The organism is Chryseobacterium rhizosphaerae, assembly GCF_003385455.1.
Taxonomy (GTDB): Bacteria; Bacteroidota; Bacteroidia; order Flavobacteriales; family Weeksellaceae; genus Chryseobacterium; species Chryseobacterium rhizosphaerae.
In genome coordinates this window covers 1-12,806 of record NZ_QNUF01000050.1, presented here as the reverse complement: position 1 = coordinate 12,806, position 12,806 = coordinate 1, and the positions used below count along the sequence as shown (strand labels likewise).

Below are 12,806 nucleotides of genomic sequence, written 5' to 3'. Positions count from 1 at the left end.
ATATATAGGGAATAAAATGATATAAAACACTTACATTTAATGATAATCTTTTATTAAAAACTATAAATATTTATCATTCTAAGTGATTTACTGCAAAAAAAGATCATTCCCAAAAATGTTGGAATAGCAACTCCGCCTTCTCCGTCTATTTATTTTACTATTTTTTTTTGTTAGATTTGTATTGAAAATCATCTAACATTTTGAAAACAACACTCACAGAAGAAAATTATTTGAAAGCACTGTTTCATTTAGTTGACAATGAAGGAAAAGTAACGATTAATGAGCTCAGCAAATTTTTAAATGTAAAAATGCCGAGTGTCAATAATATGATGAAGAAGTTCGCAGAGAAAAAATGGGTCATTTATGAGACCTATAAACCTCTGATTGTGACAGAGAATGGAAGACGTGAAGCCGCATTGGTAGTCCGTAAACACAGGCTTACTGAAATGTTTTTGGTGAAAAAAATGAATTTCGGTTGGGAAAATGTTCATGAGATTGCGGAGCAGCTGGAACATGTACACTCTCAGATTTTCTTTGATAAAATGGACGAAATTCTGGATTATCCAAAATTTGATCCTCATGGAGAACCTATTCCGGATAAAAAGGGAAATATCATTGCTCAGGATCTGCAGAGATTGAGTAACTGTGAAGTGGGTGAAACTGTAATTTTCGCCTCAGTTACCCTTTCCGATGATGCTTTTTTAAGCTACCTTACCGAAAGAAAACTTCTTCTCAATACCAGAATCAAGATTCTTAAAATTGAAAGCTTCGACAAATCTGTAACTATAGAGATTGAAGGAAAAACAGAAGTACTCAGTAAAAAGGCTACTGAGAAAATACTGGTAAAAAAATAATCATCGGTATAAAGATCAAATAGGTAACCAAGACTTTCACATCCTATGAGTCTTATTGGAAATTGTTAAAAAACGGTTAAATACTTTTTTACGAAAACTTTGGTGCTTTAAATTTATTAGGTTTGCAAAACTTTCTGCTTGCCACTTCTTTCGTCAAGCAATAAAACATTAATTATTACCCTAAAAATTATGAAAAAAAGCATTCAGTTTTTTATTATTTCCATGTTGCTAAGCCCGCTTGCCAATGCTCAGGTAAGAGATTTTGTTATAGAACCACCTATTAAACCCAACCTGTATATTTACAAAACATTTGGAGTATTTGGGGGAAAGGAATATTCTACCAATGCAGTGTATCTTATTACCAAAAAAGGAGTCGTTTTATTTGATGTTCCATGGCAGAAAACACAGTACCAAAGCCTGATGGACACCATACAAAAGCGTCATAATCTTCCTGTGATTGCTGTATTTGCAACCCACTCACATGAAGACAGAGCCGGAGATTTAAGTTTTTATAACAACAAGGGTATTAAAACCTATGCTACAGAAAAAACAAATGAATTTCTGAAAAAAGACGGCAAAGCAACATCAACTGAAATCATAAAAACAGGGAAGCCTTACCGTATAGGCGGAGAAGAATTTGTGGTAGATTTTCTTGGAGAAGGGCATACTGCCGACAATGTAGTGGTATGGTTTCCAAAATATAATATTTTAGATGGCGGATGCCTTGTAAAAAGCAGAAATGCTGTAGATTTAGGGTACACAGGAGAAGCTAATGTAAAGCAATGGCCGCAAACAATGGAAAAACTAAAGGCTAAATATTCTAAGGCTATTATGGTTATTCCGGGACATGATGAATGGAAAGGAGGTGGACATGTAGAACACACCCTTGACCTTCTGAATAAAAAATAAGATTCAAAATTATAGAAAAAGACCTGACAATTAATTGTCAGGTCTTTTTCTTTTTATATTTGGTTACAGCTTCAGCATTGCAGACACCTTTTCAATTTCCTCCATTGTATTAAAATAATGAGGTGAGAGGCGTATAGCCTGATCTACATTTTTTAAGGTAAAGTCAATTAATGCACCATTTTTATTATTTACTTTAAAAATAATATTATTCTCCTTTATTATTTTTTGAATGGTGTCAATCTTTCCATCCTGCTCACAGAAAGTAATAATACTGCTCAATTGATTTCCTTTGTCTAAAATTCTGAACCCATTATCCAGAAGATGGGTTCTCAACGTTTCAGACAGTTTTCTGTTGTAGTTTTCAATATTGATCATTCCTATCGCATTGGCATACTTTAAAGCTACCGTAAGCCCGAGTAATGAAGCATTGGATCTTTCAAAAAACTCAAATCTTTTTGCGGTTTCACTGAGCTGATAATGATCAAATGCAGTCCATTCAGCACCATTACTATCCAGAAATAAAGGGGCCATTTTTTGAGCTAATACATAGTCCGAAACATATAAAAATCCCGTACCTCTCGGTCCCCTTATAAATTTCCGGCCAGTTGCCGTTAAAAAGTCACAATTCATCTTTGTAACATCTACAACCAGCTGTCCTACCGACTGGCAGGCATCTACAAGATATAGGATATCATACTGCTTACAGAGCTTCCCTACTCCTTCCACATTTTGAATTAACCCTGAGTTGGTAGGAATATGAGTCACCGCAATTAATTTGGGGCGGTGCTTTTGGATTAAGTGTTCAAAATACGCAAGGTCCAGCTCATTATCCGGCATATTGACCGCTCTGATCACTTTGATACGATATCTCCTCTGTAAAGAAATAAAAGCAATATGGTTTGATATATAATCATCATTGGTGGTAATGATACAGTCGCCATCTTTAAAAGATATACTTGACAGTGCTTTTGCATACCCATCGGTGGCACTATTCGTAAAAGCAATGTTGGAAGGTTTACTATTAATCAGCTTCGCAGCCTGTTCATAAAACGCATTGATTGGCTCAATGTTTTTCTCTGCCGTGGTATGCCCTCCCAGCTCCTGTTCTTCATATAAATATTCCACTATTCTTTCAACAACAGGCTTAGGCATCAGGGATGAACCGGCACTGTTTAAAAATATCTTGTCTGAACACCCGGGAGTGTCCCGTCTTATTGCATCTAGATTCATTCTATAAGTCGTTATAAATTTGAAAAGTAGTGACTCGGCAAATAGTTTTAATTCGGATAATCAGCATTCACAAAAAATCCCGAATTTTCATCCGGGATTAATATTGTATTACATTAGATGATGTTAATCTAAAACACTCCATCCTCTCTTCGGATTGGTGTTGGTAGAAACTTCCTGTTCATTAACGATAATATTCTCTTTTCTCTGACCAATATAATCAAGTTCGCTTAATTTAGAGAAAATAGTCTCTAAACTTCTTAGCATCTGCTGGATGTAAAGCAAAGGCTCTCCGCAATTGTGGTGGTCATAATTGGTTTCAGCTACAATAGAAAGCTGGTTCAATAAAGTATGGGGTGCAATTTCGCTCCACTCCAAACTATAATTCAGCATTTCTTCCAGCTCTGCAGGAACCAGAAGCTGAGTCGCGTTGTATAAATGAAGAGCCAGTTTGGCAAAAGACTCAATCAAAAATACTGGGGGCTGCCAAGGGGTAATATTTCTAAACTGGAAATACATATCTCCAAAAGTATTAACCATTGTACTGCATAGAAACTTAACATTCTGTGCCAATGCCGTATTCTGGTTTTTATGAGAGGTCTTTTGAATGATCTTAAATGCATATTGCTGCAGATTTCCAATAGACTTCGCAAAACTGCCATAATAATCTACTAAAGCCGGATGACTCTGAACAGAAGTACATGGAGGAATGAAATTCGAATCTACCTGTGCAATATTTCCTTTCAAATCAACTTTACCAATGATCAGATAATTTCCTCCGGAATAACTGCTGTTAAGCGATGTTACAGGAAGTAATTCCAGATGGTGATTCGGTTGGGCATTAGGATGACGTGGTGGAATCTCCTCAGGATCAATATCTCCGAAAGGTACTTTATCAAAAGGGTTAACGGATATCAAAATATAATAATCTCCGTCAGCCTGCTCTTCATTCATCGTTTTGGCCAACGACTTTACACTTATTCTCCTATCTGTCAGTTCAATACGATATCCCGCCATGGTCACCGCACTGCATCGCTTGATGACAAGCTGTACATCATTGGTGGCCGTATTATGAACATCAAAAATAGTGCGGTCTGTAATCTCTGTGGAGATAGGTAAAAGTCCGTAATTATATGTAGTAATTCCAAGTGAATTGGAATCTCTGATAGTGTCAATTAAGAAATTATCCTGATCATTAAGGTGTCTTTGGGAAACTTTCATCCCATCTACCCAATTGATTGCAAAATGTTTTATAGGCTGTATCATGTTAAATACTTTTTAGTTTTTTGTGATTATGGTTTTCTTAAAACTCCTTCCTCTTCATGCTGAATGACTCTTTTACAGATCACCACTTCATTCTCAGAAATGCTGTTTGTAGAAATATCCTGGTCAAAATCTATATATTTTCTAAAGCTGAAAAATGATTTCTTGGTATAAAAGATCCAATAATAAGGTTCAGCTTCCTGATCTGAAAGATGGATCACAGAACTTGGGTTTTTGTGGTTGTAATCATCTACCACTCTATAAAACCAATCTCCAAAAGTAACTCCTGTCGGAAGTGTTTTGGCTTTAATTCTAAACCTGTTTGTATCTTCTAAATTCTTACTTAATTCAACATTCAGGACCATTAACCTGTCAAAATCGGCACCTTCAAAATCCGGCAGTTTCTGTTCCGGAGAATATCTCCATGTCTTATAAATATCAAAAGGAATACTGATAAGCTGCATATAACAGTAATAGAATACCATTGGAACAACGAAGATCAGTATACTGGTAGCGGCCATCACCGCATATCCTGTACCCTTACTCATCCAGTTAAAAATCAGAGTGAACAGGAATCCTCCAAAAACTATACACGTTAATGAAAGTATAGATTCAAATAAAATGCTCATGGCCAGAGAATCTATATGTTTTTTGAAATATTTGTGCAGGAGATTAACGTGAATAATCCCTAAAATAAGGTAAACAACCTGTGCAATCAGATACCAATACGGATTAAATAAATTTCCGGCAAATCCAAAAACGCCCGGAATAGCCAGACATAAACTGCACAGAAGTACGTATACAATAATTACTTTAATTTTTATCGCAGGTTTGTTTCTCCTGATTATACCGAGTATAACCATCATAATAACTGCGATTAAAGGCATTAAAATATACCTAAAAAAAATACCCTTTACTGAAGAAATTTCCATTTGTTTCTTTTCGAATTTATACTTTGTTGGTAGTTGTAAATATAATAAAATAATTTAGAGAAATGTAGAGTATCCAAGGCGATTGGCATTTCTATCATCATCTTCCAGACTGAATGAATATTCTATTTTTTCTGTAATAAAATTCTCTTCTACATCTACGGTGACAGGCAGAAAATAATCATACAGAACCTGCAGCACTTGTCTGAAAGGATTGCCAGGGATATATTTTTTCATCTCCAGATAAGGAATAGGTCCTATATTGACTACCCAATTCCGTTGACCGTCCATATGTTTTCCACTGGGAATATAGGTTACTCCCAATCTTGAGTTCCCCAATAACATGGAGTCATCATTTTTCTCCAGTCCATCAATGATATTGGGAGAAAAAGTCACTTCTACCGGTACCTGCAGAAAAGCCGTCATACATCTTTCAAACCATTTTTTATCTCCTCTGATCTGATGAAAAAAGGGTAAAATATGCATGAATATATAAGCATTCTGTTTATCCAGCATATTGATCAGTGGCCAAAGCTCACTTACTGTTTCCAGTAAAGCATCTGTATTGCTGGTGATCTCAAATTCGGCCTCTTTAAGCAATGCGCTTATTTCCGTAAAGAATACCTCCAGCTCAAAAGGACGGAAAAACTTCCGTGCATCTTCCTCTACCCTTTTCTGTTTACGGATTTCCCGTACTACCGTATCAACGTTCTTTCTTGACGCGCCCAGAGACGGTGGATGGAAAAGTCCTTCCGGAAGGTAATCATAAATACCTTCCCTATAGCTTTCTATAGTAAATACTTCTTCATCAAATCCTAAATAGCTGCTCGAAATACTTTTAATATCTTTCAGATAGGCACGGTCATTTACTCCGATCCGCTCAATAAATATATTGCTTACAGCCCTGTGATATCTCAAAAGATTAACTGCCACTGCTTCAGCCTTAAAGTCTGTCTGCAGCTTATTGTAATTCATATCTACAATATTATTCTCATGCATAGTGTTTCCTGTGATTATGACTGGTAAAGATAATATATCTCATAAGTTTGAAAAAATATTTTGCTAATAATTTTATCCTAAAAATACTAATTTATTGACATTAAAAGGAATAATATTAAGTAAATTCCGTAAAAATACGGTAAACACTCACTTCACTCCCTTCTTAGATTTTTAAATTGGTAACTTATAATCAAAGACTTAAAGCCTGCATACTCCTTATTACAGGATATACCACACAAAAAAACAAAATATCCAAGGTCTGATATACCCACCTCTTTTATTTAGGTTCAACTGTATTAACAAATATTATAGAATAATTTTTCTATTATTCCATGTTCATTCGGAAACCGGCCGTATCTTTGCAGCCTGAAAATTGTTATTTAAAATGAAAAGTATTTATTCTAAAATTCTGATTTTAGCATTCATCTCTTCTTCACTTTATTCTTATGCGTGGGGATTGACGGGTCACAGAGTTATTGCAGACATCGCAGAAAACCATCTTTCGAGAAAAGCAAGAAGGGAAATCAAAAAAATAATGGGGAAAGAGCGTCTTGCTTATTGGGCAAACTGGCCAGACTTCATTAAATCTGATACTACAGGTACCTGGAAGCAAGCTTCATCATGGCATTATGTAAATATTGATCCACAGGCTGATTTCAAAGCTTTTGATCAAAATTTAAAACTTCAGGCAGGCCCAAGTCTTTATACTCAGGTCAACACTTTATCCAGCCAGATCAAGGATAAAAACACATCTGAAAAAGACAGAAAGATTGCATTGATCTTTTTAATCCACATTATGGGTGACCTTGCTCAGCCTCTGCATGTAGGAAGAGCTGAAGATTTAGGTGGAAACAGAATCAATGTTACCTATTTCGGGGATAAAACCAATTTACACTCAGTTTGGGATGGTAAACTGGTAGATTCACAAAAATACAGTTATACAGAATATTCAAAACTTCTGGATATTAAATCTAAGGAAGAAGTGGCACAGATTCAGTCTGGAACACTGGAAGACTGGTTGTATGATTCTCATAAAATTGCCAACAAGATCTATGCACAGACTCCTAACGATTCGAAATTATCTTACGAGTACCAGTACAAATTCAATGAGACCCTTGAAAGACAGCTTCTGTACGGAGGTTTAAGACTGGCGAAAGTATTGAACGAACTGTTTTAAGGTAAACTGAGAAAATGATCAGGAGTACATCTTAAAAGTCAATTTTAATGATTCATCCTAAATAATAAAAGCGGAATTATAGTTTCGCTTTTTTGTTTTTTTAAACTCAAATCTTATTCGGATCTACTAAAATACAGTTCAAATAAAAAACATAAAAATAGCGTTCCAAGCCGTGAGAGGCACAATTTACAACTAATTTTTGAATCTCAATTTAAATAAATAAAAAATAATTGAAAAAGGTGTAACCTTTTTATATGTTGAAACGTATAATATATAGTAACTCTTTTTTGAGGAAAAAATAGATGAGACAATTAAAAATCACCAAGCAGGTTACCAACAGGGAAACTGCTTCATTAGACAAGTATCTGCAGGAAATTGGTAAGGTAGAACTAATCACGGCGGACGAAGAAGTAGAATTGGCACAAAGAATACGTGCGGGCGACAGAGCTGCACTTGAGAAATTAATCAAAGCCAACCTTCGTTTCGTAGTTTCTGTATCTAAGCAATACCAAAATCAAGGTCTTTCTTTACCCGATTTGATTAATGAAGGTAATTTAGGATTGATGAAAGCGGCAAAAAGATATGATGAAACCAGAGGTTTCAAATTTATTTCTTACGCAGTATGGTGGATCCGTCAATCAATTTTACAGGCGTTGGCTGAGCAGTCAAGAATTGTAAGACTACCGTTGAATAAAATTGGTTCCATCAATAAAATTAATAAAGCTTACGCTCACCTTGAGCAGGAAAATGAAAGACCACCTTCTCCGGAAGAATTGGCTGAAGTTCTTGACATGAGCGAGGAGGATATTAAAGAATCGATGAAAAACTCCGGAAGACACCTGTCTATGGATGCACCTTTAGTAGAAGGTGAAGATTCTAACCTTTATGATGTATTACGTTCTGGAGAATCACCAAGTCCTGATAAAGATTTGATGCTTGAATCTCTTCAAATTGAGATTGAAAGAGCATTGAATACTTTGACTCCAAGAGAGGCTGACTTAGTAAGATTATACTTCGGACTTAACGGAAAGCATCCAATGACTTTAGAAGAAATTGGAGAAACTTTCGATCTTACAAGAGAGAGAGTTCGTCAGATCAAAGAAAAAGCGATCAAAAGACTAAAACACAATACCAGAAGCAAGATTTTGAAATCTTATTTAGGTAAATAATTTTAGAATTATAAAATTCTATAGGCGGAGTCTGTTTTCAGGCTCCGCTTTTTTATATTAAGTTTGTTTAAACTTCACCACAAATCGAAGATTCGATGTTCTGTTTGTCATTCCGTAGGAATCCAAGCGTAGTAGATTAGGACTTTGTTGTAACCACAAAAGTCACAAAAGTTTTTAAACACTTAAGTTATTAAAGTTTCCAGCTTTGCGCATATAAAGTACACTGAAGTTTTAAGAAAATCTTTGATTTTCATCTTAAATGCACTTACTTATGCACTATTATTTTAAACTTGCTAAAGTGCTCTAAAGTGTTTTAAATATTTGCAATGTTGAGATTTATATTAAGTTTGTTTAAACTTCACCACAAATCGAAGATTTGATGTTCTGTTTGTCATTCCGTAGGAATCCAACCCTAGTGGATTAAAACTTTCTCGTAACCACAAAAGTCGCAAAAGATTTTAAACACTTAAGTTATTAAAGTTTCCAGCTTTGCGCATATAGAGTACACTAAAGTTTTAAGAAAATCTTTGATTTTCATCTTAAGTGCACTTACTTATGCACTATTATTTTAAACTTGCTAAAGTGTTCTAAAGTGTTTTAAATATTTGCAATGTTGAGATTTATATAGAGTGATGTATGATAGTGTTCTGTTTGTCATTCCGTAGGAATTCAACCCTAGTGGATTAAAACTTTCTTGTAACCACAAAAGTCACAAAAGTTTTTAAACACTTAAGTTATTAAAGTTTCCAGCTTTGCGCGTATAGAGTACACTAAAGTTTTAAGAAAATCTTTGATTTTCATCTTATATGAACGTAATTGTGCGGCATTCCTTTAAACTTTCTAAAGTATACTAAAGTGTCTAAAAAATAAAAACTTTGATTTATATTCAATTATATCAACTGCGTAACAATGTTCAACCTTCCATCAACTAATTAAAATCATGTCCGGCAATCTTCATGAAAAGGATTTAAATGTTTACTTTTAATTGTTGAGATCTGATGTAACAATTACGATAACCCGTCACTTAATACAATATATTATGAAAAAAATACTTTTCGCTTCTACCCTGGCTCTGTCCATACTTTCCTGTACAGAAAATAAGCAGCAAAATCCTCCTCTTGTAGAAAATGCTGTTGATAATGCAGAGTCATCCGTTTCAGGCTCTTTTAAAAGCTATCGTGGAAATAGCACAAGTGTAGACAATATCTATTCCGAATTAATTAAGAATGATAAAAATCTGACAGCTCTCAATTCCAGAGTAGTGAAAACCTTTGAGGAAACAGAAAAAGCTTTAGCCGTATATAAAAACATACTCGACACTTCTGAATCTTTTTATCAGGATGCCCATTATCAGACTAAGGCCATTACAGACTCACTGGTAAAACAGCAGATAGAAAAAGAAATTACCTCCAGCTCTGACCGGTACAAGCTTACAGTAAAAAATATAACGGAACGTATCAGTCAAATCACTAAAAATAATGAAACACTGACCAGTACATATACTGCATTCAAAATCAGGAAAACACTTCCCGAAATTGAAAAATACCAAAAAGCTCATCCTTTAAAAACTGATAGTCTGGATAGTTTCATTACCAAGCAGAATCAATTGCTGGAAGAATTAAAAAAATTAAAATAATACAATCTCTCATGGAATATAAGACACAATGGCTCACCGATAAAACCCGTATTGAGGAACTGGTAGATTTTTTTATTACCCATAAAACAGATTCCTATATCTCTCACAGTGAAATCATGTATGGCAGAGCTTTAGATTCCCAGCATTGGAATCCGGACCTCAAGGCAGTATTTACCGAGCAGCTTATGAGCGATTATGACTATGATGGTACTTCAAAATTACATATTTTAATCGTTGAGGACAGCGAAGGGAAAATTGTCGGCATGCTGGTTTTTAATGTGATCAGCAGTCCTTTTAAAAAGTACGCGATTTTAGAAGATATGCTTTTAGATAGTACAGTAAGGGGGCAATCACTGGGCAGTAAACTTTTAGAAAAAGTGATAGAAGAAGCAAAAAACTGGAATATCAGTTTTATTATGCTTGAAAGTGGGGTCAATAATCATGGTGCCCATCATTTTTTTGGCAAATATGGATTCCAGAAGGTATCGGAAAGCTATATGCTAACATTATAACCTAAAGGTGTTTTTTCAATAAAAATTAAATCCGATGAATACTATTTCAATCATAGGAGCCGGTATTGGTGGCCTTACCCTTGGAAATGTACTGAAACAGCATCTCAATAATTTTACAATCTATGAATCTGCTCAGGAAATAAAACCTGTGGGAGCAGGCATTATGATGGCTGTCAATGCCATGCAGGTATTTGACCGGTTAGGCTTAAAGGAAAAAATTGAAAAAGCAGGAAACAAAATCCACAGAATCACCATTGCTAATGAATCCCTCAAACCTATTTCAAAAACGGAGATCCTGGCACTGGAAAAAAAGTATAATTCCTGCAATGTCGCTATTCACCGGGCAGAACTTCAAAGGATTCTTGTAGAAAATATAGGACCAGAACATATTCAGCTCGGCCATTCTTTACTGAAAATTGAAAAGAAAGAAAACTATGCGCTGACGTTTGAAAACGGAATTCAAAAAGAAAGCAGGATCATCTTTGGAGCTGACGGTATAAAATCTCAAATCCGGAATCAGATCTTTAAAACCGGGACTATCCGGAATTCCGGGCAGAAATGCTGGCGTGGTCTGGTAGACTTCAATCTTCCGGAAAAATACCACCAGGAAGCTTTTGAAGTATGGGGAAAAGGGAAACGATTTGGATTTGTAAAAATTTCTGAGAAAAAAGTCTATTGGTATGCCTGCATCAATGAGAAAAGTTTTGACCCCCATATTACGATAGCTGATATTTTCAGTGACTTTGACCCTTTAATTTTAAACCTTATCGGAGCTACTGCTAAAGGAGATATCATCTGTAATGTCATCACCGATCTCACTCCTATTCCTCAATGGTATACAGACAACTTATGCATGATTGGAGATGCTGCCCATGCTACAACTCCTAATATGGGACAAGGTGCCTGCCAGGCTATTGAAGACGCTTATATCATCGGAAGATTACTGGAAAAAAACAACGATTTTAATGCTGTTTTTGAAGAGTTTCAAAAGATCAGAAGAAAGAAAGTAGATTATATCGTCCATACAAGCCGCAGTATTGGAAAAGTCTCCCAATGGCAACGGGGAAATTCACTGCGCAATTTTTTAATGAGTCTGATTCCGGAAAGCATCAATCAAAAAATGGCAAAGAAAATTGTAGAATTGGAAATATAGTATTTTAAAGAACTTCCACACAAGATCTAATAGAATAAAATTGGGAAGGTCTAAAAGTCTTGGAAAAAGTAAACTGCCCACATATAAACTAAAAATAGAAGCTCAGCTAAGAAAATGATTTTACAAAAAAAATTGATTGCTGATCGCTATAATATACTCCCACAGGACTTCAGAACTAGATTAAGAAAAATAAATTAGATTCTATCAGTAAATAGAAATATCTTTATCTGGATAATTATCAAACTGTTTTAGGTTTGAATGGGTGAAAGGCAGAGAAAGCCAACCAAAGAAGTATATTGAAAAAAAATCACAAGCTGAAACCAGACAACAAAGAGAAAATATTTTTCCCGTATTGGCCGTTAAATTAAATACATATAGCGCATGAAGAAAACATTTTTTTTATTTTTCGCCATTTTTTCTTTGAGCGTCAAAGCGCAGAATACATATAAATTTTCAACTGATATTGTAAAGGAAATCAATAATGATAAAAGTGGGGATGATTCTAACAAATATCAAATTGGAGCAATGAGGTATTCTATATCAAATTATTATTTTAAGGGATTACAAACCTGGGATAAACTAGGGCAGAAAGAAAAAAAAATATCTAAAGATTATAGTTTGAAATTTATAAATCATAAAGTTGAAAATGCTAACGATTATATCATAAATAAGTCAAAAAAAGAGGAAATAGTGATTCTCAATGAAGCACATCATTATGCAAATCATAGAATGTTTGCGGCATCTTTATTAAAAGGACTTTATGAAAATGGCTATCGTTATTTAGGTATTGAAGCTTTAGGTGATGATTCAATAAACATTAGAAAATTTCCAACAACACAAAGTGGTTTTTACACTTCAGAACCACAATTTGGTAATTTGATTAAAATTGCTTTGGATTTAGGTTTTACATTATTTAAATATGAAGCAGAACAAGGAAAAAATGGGAAAGAAAGAGAGATGGAACAAGCAGAAAATATC

At 34.7% G+C, this 12,806-nt stretch carries 12 protein-coding genes; 8 read left to right on the top strand and 4 right to left on the bottom strand.

Features of this window, described 5'->3' with window-relative positions:
- Nucleotides 1-200 precede the first annotated feature (200 nt).
- A complete protein-coding gene (locus DRF57_RS22970; protein ID WP_047495380.1) occupies nucleotides 201-854 on the top strand; it encodes a metal-dependent transcriptional regulator in 654 nt (217 codons plus the stop codon).
- A gap of 189 nt (nucleotides 855-1,043) precedes the next feature.
- Nucleotides 1,044-1,763 (top strand): IND family subclass B1 metallo-beta-lactamase, encoded by a 720-nt coding sequence (gene blaIND / locus DRF57_RS22965; RefSeq protein WP_115921074.1) that lies wholly within the window; start codon nucleotides 1,044-1,046, stop codon nucleotides 1,761-1,763.
- A 63-nt stretch (nucleotides 1,764-1,826) separates the two neighbouring features.
- Here the strand turns inward: blaIND and DRF57_RS22960 are convergent, their stop codons facing one another.
- From DRF57_RS22960 to DRF57_RS22945, 4 genes are all read right to left on the bottom strand, one after another.
- Nucleotides 1,827-2,993 (bottom strand): aminotransferase class V-fold PLP-dependent enzyme, encoded by a 1,167-nt coding sequence (locus tag DRF57_RS22960; RefSeq protein WP_115921072.1) that lies wholly within the window; start codon nucleotides 2,991-2,993, stop codon nucleotides 1,827-1,829.
- A gap of 123 nt (nucleotides 2,994-3,116) precedes the next feature.
- Nucleotides 3,117-4,256, bottom strand: a complete 1,140-nt coding sequence (locus DRF57_RS24285; protein ID WP_047495386.1) for a hypothetical protein — start codon at nucleotides 4,254-4,256, stop codon at nucleotides 3,117-3,119.
- 26 nt (nucleotides 4,257-4,282) lie between these two features.
- The gene (locus tag DRF57_RS22950) at nucleotides 4,283-5,185 is read right to left on the bottom strand and encodes a TssN family type VI secretion system protein (protein WP_115921070.1); all 903 of its coding nucleotides are present in this window, start codon (nucleotides 5,183-5,185) and stop codon (nucleotides 4,283-4,285) included.
- A 54-nt stretch (nucleotides 5,186-5,239) separates the two neighbouring features.
- Nucleotides 5,240-6,157, bottom strand: coding sequence for a type VI secretion system baseplate subunit TssG (locus tag DRF57_RS22945; RefSeq protein WP_228450415.1), 918 nt, complete (start codon nucleotides 6,155-6,157; stop codon nucleotides 5,240-5,242).
- Nucleotides 6,158-6,566: 409 nt separating this feature from the next.
- Here DRF57_RS22945 and DRF57_RS22940 point away from each other — a divergent pair, with 409 nt between their 5' ends.
- From DRF57_RS22940 to DRF57_RS22915, 6 genes are all read left to right on the top strand, one after another.
- On the top strand, nucleotides 6,567-7,358 hold the full coding sequence (locus DRF57_RS22940; RefSeq protein ID WP_115921066.1) for a S1/P1 nuclease: 792 nt from the start codon (nucleotides 6,567-6,569) through the stop codon (nucleotides 7,356-7,358).
- A 302-nt stretch (nucleotides 7,359-7,660) separates the two neighbouring features.
- On the top strand, nucleotides 7,661-8,527 hold the full coding sequence (locus tag DRF57_RS22935) for a sigma-70 family RNA polymerase sigma factor (RefSeq protein WP_002979276.1): 867 nt from the start codon (nucleotides 7,661-7,663) through the stop codon (nucleotides 8,525-8,527).
- A 1,039-nt stretch (nucleotides 8,528-9,566) separates the two neighbouring features.
- Nucleotides 9,567-10,163 (top strand): hypothetical protein, encoded by a 597-nt coding sequence (locus DRF57_RS22930; RefSeq protein ID WP_115921064.1) that lies wholly within the window; start codon nucleotides 9,567-9,569, stop codon nucleotides 10,161-10,163.
- Between the two features lie 11 nt (nucleotides 10,164-10,174).
- Nucleotides 10,175-10,675, top strand: a complete 501-nt coding sequence (locus tag DRF57_RS22925) for a GNAT family N-acetyltransferase (RefSeq protein WP_115921062.1) — start codon at nucleotides 10,175-10,177, stop codon at nucleotides 10,673-10,675.
- A gap of 34 nt (nucleotides 10,676-10,709) precedes the next feature.
- Entirely contained in the window at nucleotides 10,710-11,828 is a 1,119-nt protein-coding gene (locus DRF57_RS22920; RefSeq protein ID WP_115921060.1) for an FAD-dependent monooxygenase, read from the top strand.
- Between the two features lie 381 nt (nucleotides 11,829-12,209).
- Nucleotides 12,210-12,806, top strand: a 597-nt coding sequence (locus DRF57_RS22915; RefSeq protein ID WP_206607217.1) for a hypothetical protein, incomplete at its 3' end; no start/stop codon positions are given.